At 64.4% G+C, this 21486-nt stretch carries 19 protein-coding genes and 1 tRNA gene; 11 read left to right on the top strand and 9 right to left on the bottom strand.

The annotated features are described in order from the left end of the window. Positions 1 to 401: 401 nt before the first annotated feature. From msrQ to G0P99_RS14895, 3 genes are all read right to left on the bottom strand, one after another. A complete protein-coding gene (gene msrQ / locus G0P99_RS14905; RefSeq protein WP_164131148.1) occupies positions 402 to 998 on the bottom strand; it encodes a protein-methionine-sulfoxide reductase heme-binding subunit MsrQ in 597 nt (198 codons plus the stop codon). Positions 999 to 1001: 3 nt separating this feature from the next. Beyond that, a complete protein-coding gene (msrP, locus tag G0P99_RS14900) occupies positions 1002 to 1901 on the bottom strand; it encodes a protein-methionine-sulfoxide reductase catalytic subunit MsrP (RefSeq protein WP_164131147.1) in 900 nt (299 codons plus the stop codon). Positions 1902 to 2006: 105 nt separating this feature from the next. Further along, positions 2007 to 3560 (bottom strand): FMN-binding glutamate synthase family protein, encoded by a 1554-nt coding sequence (locus tag G0P99_RS14895; protein WP_164131145.1) that lies wholly within the window; start codon positions 3558 to 3560, stop codon positions 2007 to 2009. 113 nt (positions 3561 to 3673) lie between these two features. Here G0P99_RS14895 and G0P99_RS14890 point away from each other — a divergent pair, with 113 nt between their 5' ends. Beyond that, positions 3674 to 4111, top strand: coding sequence for a DUF302 domain-containing protein (locus G0P99_RS14890; RefSeq protein ID WP_164131143.1), 438 nt, complete (start codon positions 3674 to 3676; stop codon positions 4109 to 4111). A 132-nt stretch (positions 4112 to 4243) separates the two neighbouring features. Next, a complete protein-coding gene (locus tag G0P99_RS14885; RefSeq protein ID WP_164131141.1) occupies positions 4244 to 4639 on the top strand; it encodes a hypothetical protein in 396 nt (131 codons plus the stop codon). 3 nt (positions 4640 to 4642) lie between these two features. Here the strand turns inward: G0P99_RS14885 and G0P99_RS14880 are convergent, their stop codons facing one another. Both G0P99_RS14880 and clpB read right to left on the bottom strand, forming a co-directional pair. Then, positions 4643 to 5338 (bottom strand): DUF6629 family protein, encoded by a 696-nt coding sequence (locus tag G0P99_RS14880; protein WP_164131139.1) that lies wholly within the window; start codon positions 5336 to 5338, stop codon positions 4643 to 4645. A gap of 158 nt (positions 5339 to 5496) precedes the next feature. Next, entirely contained in the window at positions 5497 to 8115 is a 2619-nt protein-coding gene (gene clpB / locus G0P99_RS14875) for an ATP-dependent chaperone ClpB (RefSeq protein WP_164131137.1), read from the bottom strand. A gap of 217 nt (positions 8116 to 8332) precedes the next feature. On the opposite strand from clpB, the gene G0P99_RS14870 reads away from it, so the two are divergent. Further along, positions 8333 to 8593, top strand: a complete 261-nt coding sequence (locus tag G0P99_RS14870; protein WP_164131136.1) for a hypothetical protein — start codon at positions 8333 to 8335, stop codon at positions 8591 to 8593. A 177-nt stretch (positions 8594 to 8770) separates the two neighbouring features. Then, positions 8771 to 9505: an orotidine-5'-phosphate decarboxylase gene (pyrF, locus tag G0P99_RS14865; RefSeq protein ID WP_164131133.1), complete on the top strand. Its 735-nt coding sequence runs from the start codon at positions 8771 to 8773 to the stop codon at positions 9503 to 9505. Positions 9506 to 9867: 362 nt separating this feature from the next. Here pyrF and G0P99_RS14860 read toward each other — a convergent pair whose 3' ends face one another. Next, a complete protein-coding gene (locus G0P99_RS14860) occupies positions 9868 to 10302 on the bottom strand; it encodes an NUDIX hydrolase (RefSeq protein ID WP_164131131.1) in 435 nt (144 codons plus the stop codon). Positions 10303 to 10370: 68 nt separating this feature from the next. Between G0P99_RS14860 and G0P99_RS14855 the strand changes: the two genes are divergently transcribed. Then, positions 10371 to 11633 carry a DNA polymerase IV gene (locus G0P99_RS14855; RefSeq protein WP_164131130.1) on the top strand — a complete coding sequence of 421 codons (1263 nt, stop codon included), beginning with the start codon at positions 10371 to 10373 and terminating at the stop codon, positions 11631 to 11633. Positions 11634 to 11672: 39 nt separating this feature from the next. Here the strand turns inward: G0P99_RS14855 and G0P99_RS14850 are convergent, their stop codons facing one another. Continuing rightward, the gene (locus tag G0P99_RS14850) at positions 11673 to 13271 is read right to left on the bottom strand and encodes a DUF4139 domain-containing protein (protein WP_164131127.1); all 1599 of its coding nucleotides are present in this window, start codon (positions 13269 to 13271) and stop codon (positions 11673 to 11675) included. Positions 13272 to 13382: 111 nt separating this feature from the next. Beyond that, positions 13383 to 14243 (bottom strand): N-formylglutamate amidohydrolase, encoded by an 861-nt coding sequence (locus G0P99_RS14845; protein ID WP_164131125.1) that lies wholly within the window; start codon positions 14241 to 14243, stop codon positions 13383 to 13385. A 150-nt stretch (positions 14244 to 14393) separates the two neighbouring features. On the opposite strand from G0P99_RS14845, the gene G0P99_RS14840 reads away from it, so the two are divergent. The 5 genes from G0P99_RS14840 (at position 14394) to G0P99_RS14820 (ending at position 18537) form a co-directional block, all read left to right on the top strand. Then, positions 14394 to 14468, top strand: a tRNA-Val gene (locus G0P99_RS14840). A gap of 77 nt (positions 14469 to 14545) precedes the next feature. Then, positions 14546 to 14671, top strand: coding sequence for a type B 50S ribosomal protein L36 (ykgO, locus tag G0P99_RS14835; RefSeq protein ID WP_011048967.1), 126 nt, complete (start codon positions 14546 to 14548; stop codon positions 14669 to 14671). Between the two features lie 134 nt (positions 14672 to 14805). Further along, the gene (locus G0P99_RS14830; RefSeq protein ID WP_164131123.1) at positions 14806 to 16413 is read left to right on the top strand and encodes an arylsulfatase; all 1608 of its coding nucleotides are present in this window, start codon (positions 14806 to 14808) and stop codon (positions 16411 to 16413) included. A gap of 109 nt (positions 16414 to 16522) precedes the next feature. After that, complete coding sequence (locus G0P99_RS14825; RefSeq protein ID WP_164131121.1) at positions 16523 to 17530, top strand: Fe(3+) ABC transporter substrate-binding protein; 1008 nt, start codon at positions 16523 to 16525, stop codon at positions 17528 to 17530. A 131-nt stretch (positions 17531 to 17661) separates the two neighbouring features. Continuing rightward, a complete protein-coding gene (locus tag G0P99_RS14820; protein WP_164131120.1) occupies positions 17662 to 18537 on the top strand; it encodes an adenylate/guanylate cyclase domain-containing protein in 876 nt (291 codons plus the stop codon). Positions 18538 to 18547: 10 nt separating this feature from the next. Here the strand turns inward: G0P99_RS14820 and G0P99_RS14815 are convergent, their stop codons facing one another. Continuing rightward, entirely contained in the window at positions 18548 to 20215 is a 1668-nt protein-coding gene (locus tag G0P99_RS14815; RefSeq protein WP_164131118.1) for an iron ABC transporter permease, read from the bottom strand. 104 nt (positions 20216 to 20319) lie between these two features. Here G0P99_RS14815 and G0P99_RS14810 point away from each other — a divergent pair, with 104 nt between their 5' ends. After that, a complete protein-coding gene (locus tag G0P99_RS14810) occupies positions 20320 to 21471 on the top strand; it encodes an adenylate/guanylate cyclase domain-containing protein (RefSeq protein WP_164131116.1) in 1152 nt (383 codons plus the stop codon). The last annotated feature ends 15 nt before the right edge of the window (positions 21472 to 21486 follow it).

The raw sequence follows: 21486 nt of genomic DNA, 5'->3' as shown, positions 1-21486 counted from the left end.
GAATGCCGCCGTCTCTCCAGCGCGTCCAGCCGTCTCTCCGACCCGTCAGCAGCACCTCAGCGCCGCCGGTGAGGGGCTATCTACGGTCTCTCTCCAACAGCCGCAAGAGCCTTTTTGCAAAAAATTCAAAAAACTTCGATGGGTCCACGAAATCTCTTATTTTCATACACTTACGAAATCTCTGGATCGATAAGACGCCCCACCAGAAACCTCTCGCACCCTGAACCCACTCGCCGATATCTTTCGAACGATACCTCACAAGCCCACATCTTGTGCCCTAGCAGCCAACAAACACCATAACAGGGCGACCCAATGACCCGGCACCGTCCAAAAACGTTACACGCCCACGGAATCACCCAACGGCTTTCGACCGACGGAAAATTGCGCCTAGAGGACTGAGATCACAAAGCTGTTCGGCGCCGTAAGTCCGGCAACCTCAGCCCAAGCAGCAGTAGGATCATACCAAGATAGATCAGTGGCTCGAACTGAAATCCCTTGACCAGCATCAAATAGTGGATCGCCCCCAACAGAACGGCGGGATAAACCAACCGGTGCAACCGGCGCCACGCATTGCCGAGCCGCCGCACCGACCAGTTGTTCGACGTCACCGCCAGTGGCAGCAACAGCGCGAACGCGGCCATGCCTATGGTTACATAGGGACGTTTCAGAATATCCGCCCAGATCTGGGCGGGAATCTGAACATCCAGCACCAGCCAGACAAGCAGGTGGCAGGTGACATAGTAAAAAGCCAACACTCCGATTGCGCGGCGGAACTTCATCAGATTGAGGCGGGCATACCGGCGCAGGGGTGTGATCGCCAGGCAAACTAGCAAGATCTGCAAGGCCAGTTCGCCAAGGCGATGCTCGATCTCTTTCACGGGATCGATGCCCAGTTGCCCGTTTATGCCAAGCCACAGCCAAATCGGAACGGGCAATACTCCGACCGTATAGACCAGCCAAACCGGCACCCGGCGCAGATATCCATTCACACGATCCACGGTTCAGAAGTATTTCGCCAGATCCATACCTTCGTAAAGCCCGGCGACCTCTTTTTCGTACCCGTTGAACATCAATGTCGGCACCCGTTTGACAAAGAACCCGCCACCGATCTTGCGTTCGCTGGCCTGGCTCCACCGCGGGTGGCTGACCTCGGGGTTCACGTTGCTGTAGAACCCGTATTCGCTGGGGATCGCCATGTTCCAACTGGTCGGGGGCTCCTTGTCGGTCAGGGTGATCCGCACGATCGACTTGATCGACTTGAACCCGTATTTCCATGGCACCACCAGCCGCAGCGGCGCGCCATTCTGATTGGGCAGCGGCTTGCCGTAGATGCCGGTCGCCATCAGGGTCAGCGGGTGCATCGCCTCGTCGAGGCGAAGACCCTCGCGATAGGGCCACTCCAACACCGGATAGCGGGTGCCGGGCATTTCCTCGGGCCGGTAGAGCGTTTCAAAGGCGACGTATTTCGCCCCCTCCTTCACCCCGGCCATGGCCAGCAGATCGGCCAGCTCGAACCCGTTCCAAGGGATCACCATCGACCAGGCTTCGACACAGCGAAACCGATAGATTCGCTCCTCGACCGTCATTTCGGATAGGATATCCTGAAAATCATAGTCGCCGGGCCGGTCGACCATGCCGTCGATCTTGACCGACCAGGGTTTGGTGGTCAGCAGATGGGCGTATTCCGCCGGATCGCCCTTGCCGGTACCAAACTCGTAGAAGTTGTTGTAACCGGTGATCTCTTCCCAACTGTTCGGCTCCAGCGTTTCTGCCCTTGCCCGTCCGGCAACCGCGCTCAGGCCGCTTGCGGCCAGACCAGCCAGCACATGGCGGCGGTTCAAGAAAGCGGCCTCGGGCGTGATATCAGCACGGCTAAGGTCATTGTTCCAGCGATGAGCCATCGGGCACTCCGTTACTTCCACATTCAAAGAGTTTAGAGCCGACGGACCGAACCGCCAACGCAACTCGCTTCACAGCTGCGTTGCCAGCCTGAAACAATTGACGCGTCAAACAACGCCGAGACGCTTCAACCCCTCCTCGAACTGCTTGTTGCCGCGCGCCCGAGCGGTGCCCTCGGCGCCGAGCAATACCGAAGGGTAGAGGTCATTCATCTGCACCGAGGTTCCATCGTCGCAGACGATCCGGACATGCCGCCGGCGCATCTGCCGGGGCTCGGCCACGCCGACCGAATGGGCGATGGTCTCGACCTCGCCAATCACCGAACGCGCATAGGCGGCCACGCGTTTTTCCTTTTCCGGCACCACAAGCCCCTTCTGCAACGAGGGGATATGGGTGGTGATTCCGGTCGGACAGGTGTTCTTGTTGCACTTGAGCGCCTGGATGCATCCCAAAGAGAACATGAACCCACGCGCCGAAGCGATGAAATCAGCGCCCAGGCAAATCGCCCAGGCGACGTCCCCTGGCGCGACCAGCTTGCCGGCGGCGATGATGCGGATACGATCGTGCAGGCCAGCGAGGTCGCGCAGGTCGACCATGCGGATCAGCGCCTCGCGCAGCGGCAGGCCCACCAGGTCGATCAGGGGCATCGGGGCCGCGCCGGTCCCGCCCTCGCCGCCATCGACCGCGATGAAGTCCGGCGCGCTGTCGTCGCCGCGTTCGCGGATTTTGCGAAAGAACTCGAACCAGGGGTCGGCCGAACCCATGCAGGTCTTGATCCCAACCGGCTTGCCGGTGACCTCGCGCACGTGATTGATCAGGTCGAGCAACCCGTCGAAATCGTCGACCTCGCGGTGGCGGTTGGGCGAGATCGCGTCCTTACCCATTGGAACACCACGGATTTTCGAAACTTCCTCGTCGATCTTGGCGGCGGGCAGGATGCCTCCCTTGCCCGGCTTGGCGCCCTGGCTCAGCTTGATTTCGAACATCTTGACCTGCGGCAGCGCCGCCACTTCGCGCAGTTTCTCGTCGCTGAGGTTGCCGTCGGCGTCCCGCACTCCGAACTTGGCCGTGCCGATCTGGAAAACGATGTCGCAGCCGCCTTCGAGGTGGTAGGGAGACAAACCCCCTTCTCCGGTGTTCAGCCAGACCCCGGCCACCTTTGCGCCGCGCGACAGGGCCCGGACCGCGGGCTTGGAAATCGCGCCATAGGACATGCCGGAAATGTTGAAAAAGGACGGCGCCAGATAGGGTTGGCGGCAAGTCGGGCCGATCAGCATCGGCGCGGTCGTGGCATATTGGTCGTCGAGCGGCGGAAAGGGTGCGTTCATGAAAATCGGGGTGCCGGGGATGTTCAGGTTGCGCGTGGAGCCGAAGGCCACCGTGTTCCCCTTGGCCTCGCTGGCGTTGTAGACCCAGTTGCGCTGCGCCCGGTTGAACGGCATCTCCTCGCGGTCCATGGCAAAGAAATACTGCCGGAAGAACTCTCCTAACTCTGTGAAAATATTGCGAAATCTTCCAATTACCGGATAGTTTCGACGGATCGCATCCTGGGTCTGGAACCTGTCTATGACAAAAAAGATCACCAGCAGCAGCGCGGCCAGGCCAAGGACGCCGATGAAGATGATCGCCATGACCTCGATGGAATTATACGCGAAACCCATGCCGGAACTCCGATATATTGATATGTCTCAAGGACGGATGTGATCTGTGGTTCAAGACTGTAACCGATTGGCGCATCGTGCAAGCCGCGTCACATCACAAAGGGAGAAGCGCTATGAAACAGTTAATGCTGGCACTGACACTTGCGGCGACCGCGACGGCCGTATCCGCGCAGGAGATGGTAACCTATTCAACTAACGAGAGTTTTTCCGATGTGGCCTTTGCCGTGGAAAGCGCCATCGTCGGTCGCGGGTTGGTCATAGACCATGTCAGCCACGTCGGCGACATGCTGGAACGGACCCGGGCCGACGTAGGATCGGACGTGGTTCTGTTCGACAAGGCAGAAGTTTACACGTTCTGCTCGGCCACCGTGTCGCGCCGGGTGATGGAGGCGGACCCGATGAACATTGTGTTCTGCCCTTATGGGATCTTCGTCGCTCAGAAGGCCGGATCAGAAGAGGTTATGGTCGGGTTCCGAGGCTATCCCGAGGGGCCGATGCAGGAGGTTCAAGGGCTGTTGGACGGAATCGTGCGCGAGGCCGTCGACCAGTAGATCCGGGCGGAATTGACCGTTTTGTACGCCGTCCCGGGGCGGGATTTACCGTTTTGTACCAAGAAAGAACGGCCAATTTCGATCCGCCCCGGGCATCCGGGCGTATTCCTTTCAGAGGAATGGAGTGCCTTGATGCCGAGAGTTGGCCTGTATCGCGTTGCAAGTCTGGCAACCGTTTTGACCGCGACCGCGGTGATGGCTGGAAACGAATCCCGTTCGGCCGCCTATCCGGTGGCGGGCGGGTTGATCGAGGTGGTGGCCGCGTTCTCCGAAAACGCGATCTATTGGTGCGGGGTGGGCGACCATGCGCTGACCCGGCTGGGCATGCCCGGCAGCCAGCGGATCTATGTCTGGCAGGGGCCGTCGCCCAGCCTTGCCCGGCCGGGTGAGCGGGCGGTGACCTTTGGCTTTGCGCCGCCGCCTCAAGGACGCGCCCCTGCCCTGACCAATGACGTCGGGATCATCGGCAACACGCTGACGGTCAGCCAGGCCAAGAAGACCTGTGACGAGCGGACCGCCAGCGGATAAGGCTCAGGACAGGGTGCGCCGCGCCGGGTCGCCCGCGCGTTCGTCGCGCGCCAGGGCGAACATCATGTAGACGATGTAACCCGAGATCAGCGCGGCCAGGAAACACCAGATCGAGGTGAAGGCATAAGCGGCAAAGACAAAGCCCGCCGCGACCGAGGCCACGATCAGCGCGCCAAAGATGCGCACCTGCCGATGGGAGGATCCCAGCAACGGCAGGCAGATCACCAGGGCGTAAACGAGCCGTACGACTGTCTTGGCGGCCTCGCCCGGGAACATGACCGGGTTCTCGTACTGGATTGAATGCCGCACCAGATAGATGTCGAGCGTGTCCGGATCGACCAGCACCGGCAGGTACAGCGCCGCACCAAGGCAGAAGCCAAAGGCGGACAGTCCCGCAAACAGGCGTTGGCGGGTGCGGTCAGGCTCGACCAGGGCCGCAGAGAGTGGCACCCAGAAGGGCCAGAACCAATAGGCGAAGAACAGAAACACCAGCGCCGCGCCGCCGGGCTGTGCCACGTCCGGGCTGTCAAGCGACAGCCACAGGACGCCCTCGGACATCTGCTGGATGCCGAAGAGCAGGGGAAATGCCCCAAAGCCGAGGAACCGCGACCGCAGGTCGCGCGCCCTGCGCAACGAGACCGCCCCGCCCGCGATCAGGACGGTGCCGGCGACAAAGCTTGCGGTGGCGGAAAAGCACATGGGGACCTCCGTGGCGCAAGCTTAGGCGACATGAGCGGGAGGGGCAAACGCCCGGTTGTCCGGGCGGCTCCTTTCGTTGGCAGGGATGCTCAACCGACAATGCCGGATAAGAAAAGGCCCGCCAGAACTGGCGGGCCTTTCTGTTGCAGTGTCGCGGATCAGTGGACCACGGCGTCATCCGGCCGCGGGCGGTTCGAGCTGACCACCCGGTCGCCAATGATCAGCCCCTCGTCCCCGGCGGTGATGGCGATGGTCTCGCCGTCCTTGATCTCGCCGGCCAGCAGCTTCTCGGCCAGCGGATTTTGCAGGTCGCGCTGGATTACGCGCTTGAGCGGGCGGGCGCCATAGACCGGGTCATAACCCGCATCCGCCAGCCAGGTCCGCGCCGCGTCGTCCAACTCCAGCCCGATCTTGCGATTGGCCAGACGCTTGGTCAGGCGGCCCAGCTGGATCGACACGATCCCGTCCATATCGGCGCGCTTGAGCCGGTCGAAGATGATCGTCTCGTCGAGCCGGTTCAGGAACTCGGGCCGGAAATGCGCCCGCACCGCATCCATCACGTCACGCCGGGCGGCGCTGGCGTCGGAACCTTCGGGCAGCTGGCTGAGCGCCTGACTACCGAGGTTCGAGGTCAGCACGATCAGCGTCTGCTTGAAGTCGACATGGTGGCCCTGACCGTCGGTCAGCATGCCGTCGTCGAGCACCTGCAAGAGCACGTTGAACACGTCCGGGTGGGCCTTTTCCACCTCGTCGAACAGCACCACCTGATAGGGCCTGCGGCGGACCGCCTCGGTCAGCACGCCGCCCTCGTCATAGCCGACATAGCCCGGAGGCGCGCCGATCAGGCGGGCGACCGAGTGTTTCTCCATGAACTCGGACATGTCGATGCGCACCATCGCGGCGTCGTCGTCAAAGAGGTATTCGGCCACGGCCTTGGTCAGTTCGGTCTTGCCCACACCGGTGGGCCCGAGGAACAGGAACGAGCCCAGAGGGCGGTTCTCGTCGTTGAGCCCAGCGCGGGCCCGGCGCACCGCGTTGGCCACGGCGGTGACGGCCGCGTTCTGGCCGATGACGCGCTTGTGCAGCTCGTCTTCCATGCGCAGAAGCTTCTCCCGCTCGCCTTCGAGCATCTTCGACGTCGGGATGCCGGTCCAGCGTTCGACCACTGCCGCGATCTGTTCGGGGCGCACGGTTTCCTCGGCCATCAGGCCGGTGTCCTCGCGGGTTTCCGCCTCGGTCAGCTGCTTTTCGAGCCCCGGGATGATGCCATAGCTAAGCTCGCCGGCACGGGCCAGGTTGCCTTCGCGCTTGGCGATTTCCAGTTCGGCGCGGGCCCGGTCGAGCTGTTCCTTGAGGTCGCGTCCCGAAGCCAGCTTGTCCCGTGCCGCCTGCCATTGGGCGGTCATCTCGGCACTGCGCTCCTGCAAATCGGCAAGGTCCTTTTGCAGCGTGGCAAGCCGGTCTTTCGATGCGGCATCGTCCTCGCGCTTCAGCGCCTCTTCCTCGATCTGCAATTGCAGGATCTGGCGGTCGAGCTGGTCAAGCTCCTCGGGCTTGCTGTCGACCTCCATCCGCAGGCGGCTGGCCGCCTCGTCCATCAGGTCGATCGCCTTGTCAGGCAGGAACCGGTCGGTGATGTAACGGTGGCTGAGCGTTGCCGCCGAAACCAGCGCCGAGTCGGAGATGCGCACGCCGTGGTGCAGCTCGTATTTCTCCTTGATGCCGCGCAGGATGCTGATCGTGTCCTCGACGGTCGGTTCCTCGACCATCACCGGCTGGAACCGGCGGGCCAGGGCCGCGTCTTTTTCCACATATTTGCGGTATTCATCCAGCGTGGTGGCACCGATGCAGTGCAATTCACCGCGCGCCAGCGCCGGTTTGATAAGGTTGGCCGCGTCCATCGCGCCGTCGGATTTACCGGCACCCACCAGAGTGTGCATCTCGTCGATGAAGAGGATGATTTCGCCCGCAGCAGCGGTTACTTCGTTCAACACGGCCTTGAGCCGCTCCTCGAACTCGCCGCGATACTTCGCACCGGCAATCAGCGCGCCCATGTCGAGCGCCAAGAGCTTCTTTTCACGCAGGCTCTCGGGCACATCACCGTTGACGATGCGCAGCGCCAGGCCCTCGGCGATGGCGGTCTTGCCAACGCCCGGCTCACCGATCAGGACGGGGTTGTTCTTTGTCCGGCGGCTGAGCACCTGCATCGAGCGGCGGATTTCCTCGTCGCGCCCGATGATCGGGTCGATCTTGCCCTCGGCGGCGGCCTCGGTCAGGTCGCGGGCGTATTTCTTGAGCGCGTCATAGCCCTCTTCCGCGCTCGCCGTGTCGGCGGTGCGGCCCTTGCGGATGTCGTTGATCGCCTCGTTGAGCTTTTGCGCGGTGACGGCACCGGCATCCAGCGCCTCCTTGGCCTTGGATTTGACCATGCAGAGCGCCATCAGGACGCGCTCGACCGGAACAAAGCTGTCGCCCGCCTTCTTGGCGATCTGCTCGGCCTCGTCCAGCACCTTGGCGGTCTGGCCGTCAAGATAGACCTGGGCCCCGTCGCCACTGACCTTGGGCAGTTTCGACATCGCCACATCCAGCGCCTCGACCACGCGGGACGGCGCGCCACCGGCGCGGGTGATCAGGTTGCTTGCCAGCCCCTGATCGTCATCCATCAATGCCTTGAGAAGGTGTTCGGGCGCCAAGCGCTGGTGCCCCTCGCGCAGCGCAATTGTCTGCGCTGCCTGCACGAATCCGCGTGCACGCTCGGTGAACTTCGACAAGTCCATCTTTCTCTCCTTTTCCAAGCGCCCTGTCTTGCCTGCGCCTGCCTGGCAGCACGCGGCGGTTCGGGCCTCGCATCCAATCTGGGGACTAATCGGCCCTCTTCAAGAGCCTGCCGGCAAGAAGCGCGAATCCGATCCAATTGTCCTTACTTTGCCCCATTGTCGACGCGTTTTGGAAAGATTTGCCGTGTCATATGAGGCCGTAATGTGGAGGCTCGTCATGTTGATCACCAATATCGAAATCTCGCGGTACAGCTATTGCTCGGATACCTCGCGCCATTCGGCGAGCGTGTGCCTGACCCTTGCCGACCGGATCGTGACCCTGTTCTGCTCGCTGGATCTGCCCGGAGAGGCGAACCCGGTGGCGCGCGCCCAGGCCTTTGTCGGCGACGCGTTGCGGCAGATGCGGCGGATGCCCGAGTTCCGGGCGGGCAAGCAGGAACTTGTGGTCGATGAGCACCTGTCCCTGGGCGTCGCCTGATCCCCAAGGCACAGTTGCGCCGCGCGGATGCGCGGCGCCCGGCCCAAGGCTGTAATGGCCCCCTGAAAGGGGGGCGTTCAGGCGCGGGAGCGCACCCTGCGGGTGCTTTCCGATCCGCGCTTGCCTCGGCAGAATAGCCCGATTATGTACGGGCGACCCCTGCCGGAGGATCCCCAGATGACCGATACCCCCCTTGCAGACGATCGCCTGATCGTCGCCCTTGACGTACCCAACGCGCTGGACGGGCTGAACATGGCCGGACGGCTGGGCGACATGGTGTCGTTCTACAAGATCGGGCTGGGCATGTTGACGGGCGGCGGGCTGGCGCTGGCCAACGAGCTGAAACAGGAACATGGCAAGCGCATCTTCCTGGACATGAAACTCTTCGACATCGGCAACACGGTCGAGGCGGCAGTGCGCGGGCTGGCACAGTACGATCTGGATTTCCTGACCGTGCATGGCGATCCGCATGTGGTGCGCGCCGCCAAGGAAGGCGCCGCCGGCAAGGACCTGAAGATCCTTGCCGTGACCATCCTGACCTCGCTGGAACGCGCCGACCTGGATGCCGGGCTGATGCTGCCGGGCACGGTCAGCGAGCTGGTGATCGAACGCGCCGCGCGCGCCTTTGCGGCGGGCGCCGACGGGATCATCGCCAGCCCGCAGGAGGCCGCCGCCATCCACGCCCTGCCCGAAGCGGCCGGACGGCTGATCGTGACCCCGGGCGTGCGCCCTGCGGGCGCGGACCTGGGCGACCAGAAACGGGTGGCGACGCCCGCCAACGCCATCGCCGACGGTGCCGATCACATCGTGGTCGGCCGTCCGGTGGTCCGCGCCGCCGACCCGCGCGCCGCGGTCGCGGCGATCCTGCGGGAAATGACCTCGCCGCAAGCCATCGCGCCCAACCGCGCCTGAGGCCCGGCAGACACCGCCGCACCGGGTGCGGCGGCGTGGCAAAAAATTCTTGCCTTGTGCAGCGCCTGCGGCGCCAAATGACCTAACGTCACCCTGATTTCTTGCCTAACGGCCTGAAAAACCGGACTTTCCGCCGATTCCGCGCCATTTTGCCGCTGTGCCCCCAAAAACACATTAAAAAGGCGAGTTTCGGCCCTGTCGGACTCCGACCTACTCCGCCACCAGATTTTCGGCGACCCTTACCCTTGAGACACTCCCCAACGAACCATGTCTTCCTGAGGTTCGTTACCTCCCCCCGCCCAGCGTGCGGGGGGCCTTTCTCAAAGAAATCCCGGTTCAGGCGTCTTGTCCAAAAGTCATGTTCAAATCTGGCGCCCGAACTCGGGACTGCCCAGATATATGTCCAGCTGTTCGGCGAAATGCGGCACCGCCTTGGGGTGGCGGATATAGTCGCGCGGCGGCATCAGCCGCCATTCCTGACCTTCGTCGCCCAGCACCACATGCGTGCTCCAGCTCGCGGGCAGATGCGCCGCGAAAAACCAGACGCGGCCGCGCGGTCTGAGGTAACTGGCGCGCCAGATCACCTGATCGGCGGGTACCACCAGCCCGACCTCTTCGTGGGTTTCGCGCAGGGCGCAATCCAGCGGAGTTTCGTCGCCGTCGCGCCCGCCGCCGGGCAAGTCCCAATGATCAGGCCAGGGGATATCGGCCCTGTCATCGCGCCGGATCACCAGCAGTGATTGCCCGAGGAACAGGGCCAGCTTGGCGCCGGAAAACTCCGTCTGGTCCTGTGTCACCTTTTCTCTCCGCTGCGAGTCGGTCTAGATAGGGGTGATATAGCCCGTTCTCCGGTCGGATACACCCGATGACCTCTGCACCCGGACTTTGCCGCGAATGCCTGGCCCGGACCGGGGAGGCCCGGCGCTGTCCGGTCTGTGGCAGCCCGCGGGTGCTGCGCCATCCCGAACTGGACGTATTGACCATCGCGCATATGGATTGCGACGCCTTTTATGCCAGCGTGGAAAAGCGTGACAATCCGGACCTGGCCGACAAGCCGGTGATCATCGGGGGCGGCAAGCGCGGCGTGGTCTCGACCGCGTGTTATGTGGCGCGCATTCGCGGCGTGCGCTCGGCCATGCCGATGTTTCAGGCGTTGAAGCTCTGCCCGGATGCAGTGGTGATCAAGCCGCGCATGTCGGTCTATGCCGAGGTGTCGAAACAGATCCGCGCGATGATGGACGAGCTGACCCCGGTGGTGGAACCCTTGTCGCTGGACGAGGCCTTTATGGACCTGTCGGGCACCCAGCGGCTGCATGGGCATCCCCCGGCGGTCATGCTGGCGCGGCTGGTCAAGCGGATGAAGGAGGAGCTGGGCGTGACGGGCTCGATCGGGCTCAGCCACAACAAGTTCCTGGCCAAGGTGGCCTCGGACCTGGACAAGCCGCGCGGGTTCTCGGTGATCGGGCGGGCCGAGACGGCGGAATTCCTGCGCGACAAGCCGGTGCGGCTGATCTGGGGCATCGGGCCTGCGGCGCAAGAGAGCCTGGAGCGCGCGGGCATCCGCAGCTTTACCGACCTGTTGCGCTGGGATCAGGAGGCGCTGGTTGCCCGGTTCGGTGCGATGGGCCAGCGGCTGTGGCATCTGGCGCGCGGCGAGGATCACCGGCGCGTTTCGGCGCATGATCCGATCAAGTCGATCAGCAACGAGACCACGTTTTTCGAGGATACAGCCAGTATAGATGTGTTGGATGGCCATATCTGGCGGATGGCGGAGAAGGTGGCGGATCGGGCCAAGGCGCGCGGGCTGGCGGGGCGGGTGGTGACGCTGAAGCTGAAACGCGCCAATCACCGCATCCTGTCGCGGCAGCAGGCGCTGCGCGACCCGACGCAGATGGCCGACCGGATCTATCGCACCGCGCGCGCGTTGTTCGACCAGTTGGGGGATCAGGGACCTTACCGGCTCTTGGGCTGCGGGTTGTCGCATCTGTGCCCCGAGGCCGAAGCGGATGTCTCGGGCGACCTGCTCGACCCGCAGGCGGCGCAGCGGGCGCGCGCCGAGCGGGCCACCGACGAGATCCGTCGGCGGTTCGGGTCGGACGCGATCATCAAGGGGCGCGGGATGCGCTGAGCCCGGTGCCGGGGGTCAGCGAAGGATCATGTCCAGCGGCTATTGCATGTCGTGCTTGAGCAGGATCGACTTTTCCGCACCCGGCGCCAGGTCGAACCGCCATTCCAGCAGGCCCTGTTTGTCCTCCGGGTCTTCGATGTCGGGGCGTGGGGTGGCGGAATGGGTGATCACCAGATCCTCTTGCGTGGAGACCGGGACACGATCAAGCAGCCGGACGGGCCAGTTCCGCGCGCCGAGGTTCTCGACGGTGATCCGCACCTCTTCACTGCTGGTATTGGTACGGTTGATGATGCCGCTGTCGCCCTCGTTCTTGTCCAGACGGACGCGATCCAACCGCAGATCCTCGATCGGGCCAAAGGCCAGCGTCGTCTCGGCCCCGGCGGGGATCTGGTCTGTGTGACCGCGCCCGATGAGGGTGTTGTCGAGCGAAAAGCTGTTCTCATAGCTCTCGAAAATCGGCTCGGGCGTGGTATTGGTGAACGTCGCCATCAGGAAGGCTGTTTCGTCATGGAGGGGAACGGCACGGGCAAAGATCCGGGCCTCGAACGCCAGGGTATCGAGTGACAGGCGTACCTGATCGACATCGTTGGCCACGGTGACAGGGTTTGGAAAGGCATAGCTGGCCTCAACGTCGTTGAAGCTGGCATAGGCGCCTGCTGCCTCGTCGAAAATCATCGGCGCCTCGGCCAAGGGTTCGGCCAGGCTCTCTGTCCGTGACAGCAATTTCGGGGCGGGCTGCGGCGGGGCGGGTTTCTCGATCCGCAGCCAGTGCGGGGAGAGATCATGGGGGGCGATGGTGTCGCTGATCCGCAGGGTGGACAGCGTCAGTGTCACATCGCGCCAATCCTCGCCGCTGTATTGCGTGACTTCGGCGCCCCGCTTGATCGACAGCCGCGCCGGTTCGCTCTGCGCCAGCGAGAAATCATAGGTCGGGCGCCAATCCGCCTCGACAAAATACGACAGCTCGATCTGCGCGGTGGTGGCGGTATCGGTACTGAGGGCGGCGGCGACCTGCACCCGATCCTCACCCGCCGTGAGCAGGGCGGCAAGCGCCTGTTCGGCATCCGTCAGGGCTTCTTCGAGATCTTCGCGGGCTTCGGCCATGCCGCGCAACTCCTGCCGGGCGGCCAGCATGTCGCGACGGGCTTGCAGCACCCGGGCGCCGACCACCGACACCAGATTGTCCAGCGCCGTGGCATCCGCCAGCGGCACATCGCCCCCGCCCAGCCGTTCGAGAAAGGCGATCTGGGCGGCGGCGGCATCAAAGCGGTTGGTGACGGCCGTCTCGGCATCGGCATGCGCATCCAGCGCCGCCTGCGCCCCCTTGAGCGCATCGCGCGCCGCCTCGATCGCGGGGGAATCGTCGTCCGCCAGCGGGTCGAGCGCGCTGTCGCGCAGCGAAACCGCGCCCAGAACCGCGCCCGAGACCGCGATTCGCGGGGTCTGGTGGGCGGCGCCCGGCGGCAGGTCGGGCAGAATGATCTGATGCGTGCCAGCGGGCAGATCCAGCGACATGTGGCGCGTGATCCGGGCAACCCCGGGATAGACGGTGACCGCCTGCGGGCTGCCGCGCAGAACAAACGTTTCGGCCAGTGCGGGAGAGGTCAGGCAGAACGCAAAAACGAGGGCGGCGCGCATGGCAAAGGCTCCTTCAAACAGGCATCGGGGCGAGTTTTGCACTCGGGTCGGGGTTTAGGAACCGCTTTCCTGGAAAGCGGCCCGGCTGGCCTGGTGCGGCGGTTGGGCCCCCTATTCGGCCGCCAGCGGCATGCGCTCTTGCCCGATGGTCGCGATATCGGCGACCACGGCGCGCAGGAGCGCGCGCATCGCGTCGAAATTGGCGTTCGGGCTGATCGTCGCCTCGTCCATGTAAAGGGCTCGGTCGATCTCGATCTGGATCGCGTGCTGGCGGCGCGAAGGGCGGCCATAGGCCTGGGTCACATAAGCGCCTGCAAAGGGCGAATTGCGCACCACATGCAGGCCCGCGGCGGCAAAGGCGGCCTCTACCCGGTCGACCACCTCGGACGAGGCCGAGGCGCCGAACCGGTCGCCCAGGACCACTTCGGGTCGTTTGGAATGGGAACGGCTGGTGCCATCCAGCGCCTCGCGCGGCATCGAGTGGCAGTCAATCAGAATCGCCTGGCCAAACCGCGCATGCGATTCGTCAAGAAGCCGCTGAAGCCGGTTGTGATAGGGCCGCCACACCTGGTTCACGCGCGCGGTCGCCTCGGCCAGGGGCAGCTTGCCGCGATAAATCGCCCTGCCCCCGGCCACGACGCGGGGAATCACCCCCAGGCCCGAGGCGACGCGCGGATTGTGACCGCCCTTGCGCACGCCCTCGATCAGGGCCGGGTCCAGCTCGTCGGCACTGCGGTTGAGATCGAGATAGGCGCGGGGCGCGACGGCGGTCAGAAACGGCGCGCCAAAATCGGGGGCGGCGTCGAACAGCGTGTTTACAAAGGCGTCCTCGGAGGAGCGAATCGAATGATTGTCCAGTATGGTCTGCGTCAGGAAGGCCGGCGGGTAGTGCGAGCCGCTATGCGGCGAGGCAAATACCACGCAAGAGGTGCGGTTTCCGGGCAGGGACAGATTGTAGGCGGCTTGGACCATGGACGCTCCTTGTTGAACAAAATCATAGACCGGAAAATAGTTCGGTCAAAAGCCCTTGATCCCCCCGCCGACTCCTTTTATAGACCCCGCTTACCGGCGCGGGCTACCGCGCCCCATTACGTTCTGGGGCAGGCACGCGACGGCAATCATGGGCGGTTAGCTCAGTGGTAGAGCACTACGTTGACATCGTAGGGGTCACAAGTTCGAACCTTGTACCGCCCACCATGATTTCACGCCTCTGTTCACACAGGGGACCCGCGTAACCCAGGCGCTGGCCCGCGCCGCAGGAATTGGAGACGACCATGAAGGTCAGGAACTCGCTCCGCTCGCTCAAGTCCCGCCACCGGGACTGCCGCGTCGTGCGTCGCAAAGGCCGCGTCTATGTGATCAACAAGACGCAGCGCAAGTTCAAAGCCCGCCAGGGCTGAACCGTCGCAAGACATTCGAGCTTCAATCAAAACCGCGCCTTTGGGCGCGGTTTTGTTGTTGCGGGGTGGCAGTTTCCTGGTTCCCGCAACCGGCCGGGGCGCGATAGCCTTCTCTTGTGCAGGAGGAGGCCGCCATGTCCGACAAGCCCAACATCATTCTCATTCTCGCCGACGATCTGGGATTTGCCGATCTGGGCTGTACCGGATCCGAGATCCGCACACCGAACATCGACGGTCTGGCGCGCGACGGGGCGCTGCTGACGGCGATGTACAATTGCGCGCGATGCTGCCCGACGCGGGCGTCGCTGTTGACCGGGCTTTACCCGCATAATGCCGGGATCGGCCATATGGGGGCCGATCTGGGCACGCCCGCCTATCGCGGCTTTCTGCGCAACGACTGCGCCACCATTGCCGAGCATCTGCGGGCGGCGGGCTATCGCACCTGCATGTCGGGCAAGTGGCATGTGGGCGGGGATTTCATGGCGCGCGAGGTGGACAGCTGGCGGGTGGGTGATATCGACCACCCCACCCCGCGCCAGCGCGGATTCGACCGGTTCTATGGCATCGTCGACGGGGTCACGCATTTCTTCTCGCCGCATTACATGCTGGAGGACGATACCCGCGTCGAAACCTTTCCGGATGATTTCTATTTCACCGACGCTATCACCGACAGGGCCATCGGCATGGTCGCGGAGGCGGTGGAGATGGAGCAGCCCTTTTTCCTCTACCTCGCCCATACCGCGCCGCATTGGCCGCTGCATGCGCATCCCGAGGATATCGCGCGCTATGACGGGGTCTATGGGCGCGGCTGGGACGCGCTGCGCGGCAGCCGCCACGAGACGATGAACGCGATGGGCCTGTTTCAGACCAACTGGCAGATCAGCCCGCGGGACGAAGACGTCTGCCCCTGGGAGGCCGCACCGCACAAGGATTGGGAAGCGCGCAAGATGGCCACCTATGCCGCCATGGTGGACCGGATGGACCAGTCCATCGGCACGCTGCTGGCGGCGCTGAAACGGATGGGCCAGTTCGACAACACGCTGATCCTGTTTCTCAGCGACAACGGCGGCTGTGCCGAGTTCATGGCCGAGGATGGCTGGGCCAAGTTCTTTCCCGATACAACCCATGACGGGCGGCATATCGAGATGGGCAACCGGCCCGAGATCATGCCCGGCGGCGCGCTGACCTATCAGAGCTATGACAAGCCTTGGGCCAATGTGTCGAACGCGCCGTTCCGCAAGTTCAAGCATTACGTGCACGAAGGCGGCATCTCGACCCCGTTGATCGCCCATTGGCCCGGCAGGATCGCGGCACCCGTGCCGCTGCATGCCGCGTGTCATGTGGTCGATATCCTGCCGACGATCCTGGAAGTCGCGGGCGCGCAGCCTGTTGCGGAGCTGGACGGGCATGGAATGCAGCCGCTGCAAGGCGAGAGCCTACTGGGCCTGCTGCGCGGCAAGGACTGGGAACGCGCGCAGCCCATCTTTTTCGAGCACGAGGGCAACAGCGCCATTCGGCTGGGCCAGTTCAAGCTGGTACGGCTGCACGGGCACGACTGGGAGCTTTACGACGTCGAGGCCGACAGGACCGAGCTGCACGACCTGATCCGGGGCGAGCCCGACCGGGCAAAGGCGCTGGTGGCCCAGTACCAGGACTGGGCCGACAAGACCGGCGTGCTGGACTGGTCCATTGCCCTGCCCCGGCTGCTGGCCGCCTGGCAAATGGACAATGCCGAGGGGTGACTGCGGCCGAATTACCCGACTGAAATTATCGGTTTTGTCTTGCGTCCGCGCGAAAATCAGGTAATTGACTAAATCAGTCAGATAACCGGAATCGCGAGAGACCTCTGCCATGATGAAGACCACCACTGCAATCGCCGCCGCCCTGATCGCCACATCGGCTGTCGCCGAGGGCGAGCTGAACCTCTACTCGTCGCGCCACTACGACACCGACGAGCGCCTTTATTCGGATTTCGAGGCCGCCACCGGTATCCGCATCAACCGGATCGAGGGCAAGGCCGACGAGCTGGTCGCGCGGATGCAGGCCGAGGGCGCGAACTCGCCCGCTGACATCCTGCTCACCGTCGACACCTCGCGCCTATCGCGCGCCAAGGAGGCGGGCATTCTGCAAGCCATCGACAGCCCGATCCTGGAAGAGCGTATTCCGGCCAACCTTCAGGACAGCGACAACCAGTGGTTCGGCTTTTCCCAGCGCGGGCGGATCATCTTTTTCGACAAGGCCGACGTGAGCGAACCGCCGATGACCTATGCCGACCTGGCCGACCCGAAGTACAAGGGGCAGGTCTGTATCCGCTCGTCGACCAACGAATACAACCAGACCTTGCTGGCCGCCATCGTCACCCACGAAGGGCGCGACGCGGCGAAGGCCTGGGCCGAGGGCGTGGTTGCCAACATGGCGCGTGATCCGCAGGGCGGCGATACCGACCAATTGCGCGGCATCGTGTCGGGCGAGTGCGAGATCGCGGTGTCGAACACCTATTACTTTTCCCGCTCGATCCGGACCGATGTCAAAGGCCTGTCCGACAGCCGCGACATGATCGGTTGGGTGTTCCCCGACCAGGGCGGCAATGGCGCGCATATGAATCTGTCGGGCGCCGGTGTCGCCGCCCATGCGCCCAACCGCGACAACGCGATCAAGTTCCTCGAATATCTGGCCAGCGATCAGGCACAGGTCTATTTCTCGGAAGGCAATGACGAGTATCCGGCCGTTTCCGGGGTCGAACTGGCCGCAAACGTCGCAGAGCTGGGAGAGTTCAAGGCCGATACGGTCAACCTGTCGGAAGTTGCTGCCAATATCCCCGAAGCGCAGAAGATCTTTAACGAGGTCGGTTGGAAGTAAACATTTCGGGGCGGAGCTTTGAGGCGCGGGGCCCTGCCCCGCGCCTTTTCATTTGCGCTGGCGCCGGTGCCCGCGTACCCTGCGACCACCATTTTCTGACGTTTCGATTTAAAGTCCGTTGAGGGGCGATCATGCCGATGACATCCGTGTTGCTTGCCGACATAACCGGCAGCACTGCGTTGTATGACAGATTGGGACAGCACGTTGCGATGGAACGCGTCAGCACGATGCTGGCACGGTTGCGCGAGATTGCCGAGGGCAATGGCGGGCGTTGTATCAAGACGCAGGGCGACGATGCGCTCTGCCGGTTCGACGCCCCCGGCGCGGGCTATGCCGCGGCGCGACAGATGCTGTCGGAACCCTGGCCGCATGGGCTGAACCTGCATGCGGGTCTCTACTGGGGCGAGGCCGAGGAAACCCCGGGCGACATGTTCGGCGACGCGGTGAACGTGGCGGCGCGGCTGGCAACCCTGGCCAAAGCGGGCGAGATCCTGGCCGGGAACGCGGCGGTCGAGGCGCTGGACGACACAGCGCGCGAGGCATTCCTGCCGATCGGTCGGATCCGGCTGAAGGGCAAGGCCGAGGCGACCCGCGTTTATTCGATCACCCAGGGCGCCAGCGACGGGCGCACGACCATCGCCGGGGGCTTCGCGGCGCTGACACGGGCGCGCACCGAGAGCGCCGAGTTCCGCAGCGATGATGGTGTCTGGCACCTGACCGAGGGGCAGAGCCTGACGGTGGGGCGCGCCGAGGACTGTGACATAAGGCTGAGCGAACCCTGGGTGTCGCGTCAGCATGGCCGGCTGGAGCTGCGCGGTGCGGTGCTGGAATATGCTGACCATTCCAGCGCCGGCAGCGCGGTGCTGCCCGAGGACGGACCCGCAGTGGATGTGCATCGGCGGGCGGTGCCCTTGATGGGCACCGGCGTGCTGCTGTTCGGCACCGGCGACCAGAGCGCGGCGGGGGCGCGGCTGAGCTATGCCACCAACGACCTGATCCCCGAGTGAGGCGGCGCGGTTACTTTCCGCGGCCGACCTGGCGGCAGATCAGGATCACCGGCAAGAGGCCCACAGCGAGGATCACCAGCGAGGGCACGGCGGCACCTTCGAGCCGTTCGTCGCTGGCCAGGCGATAGGCCTGCACCGCCAGCGTGTCGAAATTGAAGGGCCGCATGATCAGAGTCGCGGGCAGTTCCTTCATCACGTCGACAAAGACGATGAGCAGCGCGGTCATAAGCGAAGGCGTCAGGATCGGCAGATGGATACGCCGCAGCGTGCCAAAGGGCGTCTGCCCCAGCGAGCGGGCGGCGGCATCCATGTTGGCATGCACGGTGCTCTGGCCGCCCTCATAGGCGCTGAGCGCGGCGGCCAGGAAGCGCACCATATATGCCGCCACCAGAAGCCAGATCGAGCCGGTGACCAAAAGGCCGGTGGAGACGCCGAAGGTGGCCCGCATCCAGGCGTCGAGCGCGTTGTCGAACGAGGCGAAGGGCACCATCAGGCCCACAGCGATCACGCCCCCCGGCACCGCATAGCCAAGCCGTGCGAGATAGGCCGAAATCTGGGCCGAGCGCCCGGGGCGGAGCCGCTGGAAAAAACCGACGCAGATCGCGGCCGTCACCGTCACAACGGCCGCCGTGCCCGCCAGGATCAGCGAATTGCGGATAAAGCCGATATAGCGCCGCGACAGCAGGTCCTGTTCCGATTCCAGCCCCATCAGGACCAGGATCACCACCGGCAAGACAAAGCCCAGCAGGACGGGAATGGCGCAGAGCGTCAGCGCAGCCGCGGCGCGCCAGCCTTTCAGCTCGCCCGCGGGCATGGCAGCGTGGCGGCGGCCCGACTGGTAATAGCGCGCCTTGCCGCGCTGGGTGCGTTCGGCCACTGCCAGCAACAGGGCAAAGCCCAGAAGGCACAGTGCAAGCTGTGCCGCCGCTGCGCGGTCGGCCATCGAGAACCAGCTGGTATATATACCGGTGGCAAAGGTGCGCACGCCGAAATAGGCCACGGTGCCGAAATCGGCGATGGTCTCCATCACCGCGAGCAGCACGCCACCGGCGATGGCGGGCCGGGCCATCGGCAGCGACACCCGCCAGAACGCCGCCCAGGGGCTGGACCCCAGCGCACGGGCGGCAAGATAAGCGGTGGCGCTTTGTTGCAGGAAGGCGGCGCGCGCCAGCAGGTAGACGTAGGGGTAGAGCACGAGGATCAGCATCACCGCCGCGCCCTCGGTAGAGCGGATCTCGGGGAACCAGTAGTCGCGGGGGCCCCAGCCGGTGAGTTGGCGCAGGGTGGTCTGCACCACGCCAGGATGATCGAGCACGAAGGTATAGGCATAGGCCAGCACATAGGCCGGGAAGGCCAGCGGCAGGACCAGCGCGATCTCCATCAGGCGGACGCCGGGAAAGCGGGTCATCGTCACCAGCCAGGCCGCGCCGACGCCAAGGCAGAAGGTTCCGGCCGCCACCAGCAGCACCAGCAATAGCGTGGTCGCCGCGTATCCGGGCAGCACCGTGGACATCAGGTGGCCCAGCGTATCGGTCCCACCGGTCAGCGCCGCCAGCGCGACGGCGACCATCGGCAACAGGCAGGCTGCGGCAATGGCATAGGCAAGCCCGCCCAGAACGCGGGTTCCCAGCGCATTGCGGCGGCGCGAACCGTGTTCTGAATACTGGATCTCGGCCATGGTGGGTCTGGTACGGGGGTTGCTTTTGTCCCTTAATCGACCAGATTAGTCGGAAACACCAGTGCCTACCGCGCGATTTTGCGCCTCTGCCACGGAATGCCGCGATGACGACGACCCGGACCTCTGCCGAGATCACCCGATGGCTGCTGACCGGGGCGCGGGCCGAGACCGGTTTGGCGGCGGTGCTGGACGGGTTGGTCGAGCGGCTGATGGCGGCGGGGTTGCGCATCGACCGGGCCACCATCGGCGCGCCGCTGATGCATCCGATCGCGCGGTCGAGTTTCTCGATCTGGGTGCCGGGCACGGGCGCAAAGGAGAATGAGCTGATCTGGGACGAGGTCGGACTGGAGCGGCTGCACAACAGCCCGATGTATCCGATCTATGCCCGGGGCGAGGATGTCGACTGGCGGCTGGACGCGGTGGCCGAGCCCGGCGAATACAGGATCGGGGCAGAATTGCGGGCGGATGGCTTCACCCATTACCTGGGACTGGCGCTGCCCTTTGCCGATGGCAGTTTCAAGGGGCTGACGATCCAGACCAAACGGGCGGGCGGGTTTTCCGCGGACGAACGCGCGCTTTTGCGTGACCTGGTGCCGCCGCTTGCCGTGGCTGTTGAGCACCATGTGCAGCGGCGGCTGGCGGAGACACTGATGGACACATTTGTGGGGCAGCGCGCGGGGCGGCGGGTGCTGGAAGGGCAGATCCATCGCGGCGACGGCGACACGCTCCGGGCTGTGATCTGGATGAGCGATATCCGGGGGTTCACCCGGATTGCGTCAGACCATCCGCCCGAGCAGGTGATCGGCCTGTTGAACCAGGCTTTCGAAGGTGTCACCCGGGCCATTCTGGACCGGGGCGGCGAGGTGCTGAAGTTCATCGGCGACGCGGTCTTGGGGATTTTTCCGGTTGAACAGGATGCCGAAGGCGCGGTTGCCCGCGCCGAGGCGGCGGTGGATGACCTGCGGGCGGCGATGGCGGCGCCGGACTGGCCCGAGGCGATGCGGATCGGTGTGGCGCTGCATCTGGGCGAGGTGTTTTATGGCAATATCGGCGGGCGCGAACGGCTGGATTTCACCGTGATCGGCGCGGCCGTCAATCTGGTTGCGCGGGTCGAGGGGCTGTGCGCCGAGCTGAGAGAGCCGGTTCTGGTCACGGGCGATGTCGCGCGGTTGTCGCGTCGGACGTACCGGGACAAGGGGCGGCACCGGGTCAAGGGCGTGGCCGATCCGGTTGCGGTCTTTGCGCCCGAGGTCTGAATAGAAAACCCCGCG

This window comes from Ruegeria sp. PrR005, from assembly GCF_010500245.1.
GTDB lineage: Bacteria > Pseudomonadota > Alphaproteobacteria > Rhodobacterales > Rhodobacteraceae > Ruegeria_B > Ruegeria_B marisflavi.
The sequence above is the reverse complement of the archived record's forward strand: the minus strand, read 5'-3'. Positions and strand labels throughout refer to the sequence as shown.

What these genes read in the sequence shown, in the direction of transcription:
- G0P99_RS14845 (WP_164131125.1), bottom strand. Translation starts at nt 14,243, where the DNA reads ATGGTCCAAGCCGCCTACAATCTGTCCCTGCCCGGAAACCGCACCTCT.
- G0P99_RS14830 (WP_164131123.1), top strand. Translation starts at nt 14,806, where the DNA reads ATGTCCGACAAGCCCAACATCATTCTCATTCTCGCCGACGATCTGGGA.
- G0P99_RS14815 (WP_164131118.1), bottom strand. Translation starts at nt 20,215, where the DNA reads ATGGCCGAGATCCAGTATTCAGAACACGGTTCGCGCCGCCGCAATGCG.
- G0P99_RS14820 (WP_164131120.1), top strand. Translation starts at nt 17,662, where the DNA reads ATGCCGATGACATCCGTGTTGCTTGCCGACATAACCGGCAGCACTGCG.
- G0P99_RS14880 (WP_164131139.1), bottom strand. Translation starts at nt 5,338, where the DNA reads ATGTGCTTTTCCGCCACCGCAAGCTTTGTCGCCGGCACCGTCCTGATC.
- G0P99_RS14855 (WP_164131130.1), top strand. Translation starts at nt 10,371, where the DNA reads ATGACCTCTGCACCCGGACTTTGCCGCGAATGCCTGGCCCGGACCGGG.
- G0P99_RS14870 (WP_164131136.1), top strand. Translation starts at nt 8,333, where the DNA reads ATGTTGATCACCAATATCGAAATCTCGCGGTACAGCTATTGCTCGGAT.
- G0P99_RS14825 (WP_164131121.1), top strand. Translation starts at nt 16,523, where the DNA reads ATGATGAAGACCACCACTGCAATCGCCGCCGCCCTGATCGCCACATCG.
- G0P99_RS14895 (WP_164131145.1), bottom strand. Translation starts at nt 3,560, where the DNA reads ATGGGTTTCGCGTATAATTCCATCGAGGTCATGGCGATCATCTTCATC.
- clpB (WP_164131137.1), bottom strand. Translation starts at nt 8,115, where the DNA reads ATGGACTTGTCGAAGTTCACCGAGCGTGCACGCGGATTCGTGCAGGCA.
- G0P99_RS14810 (WP_164131116.1), top strand. Translation starts at nt 20,320, where the DNA reads ATGACGACGACCCGGACCTCTGCCGAGATCACCCGATGGCTGCTGACC.
- G0P99_RS14890 (WP_164131143.1), top strand. Translation starts at nt 3,674, where the DNA reads ATGAAACAGTTAATGCTGGCACTGACACTTGCGGCGACCGCGACGGCC.
- pyrF (WP_164131133.1), top strand. Translation starts at nt 8,771, where the DNA reads ATGACCGATACCCCCCTTGCAGACGATCGCCTGATCGTCGCCCTTGAC.
- G0P99_RS14885 (WP_164131141.1), top strand. Translation starts at nt 4,244, where the DNA reads ATGCCGAGAGTTGGCCTGTATCGCGTTGCAAGTCTGGCAACCGTTTTG.
- G0P99_RS14850 (WP_164131127.1), bottom strand. Translation starts at nt 13,271, where the DNA reads ATGCGCGCCGCCCTCGTTTTTGCGTTCTGCCTGACCTCTCCCGCACTG.
- msrP (WP_164131147.1), bottom strand. Translation starts at nt 1,901, where the DNA reads ATGGCTCATCGCTGGAACAATGACCTTAGCCGTGCTGATATCACGCCC.
- ykgO (WP_011048967.1), top strand. Translation starts at nt 14,546, where the DNA reads ATGAAGGTCAGGAACTCGCTCCGCTCGCTCAAGTCCCGCCACCGGGAC.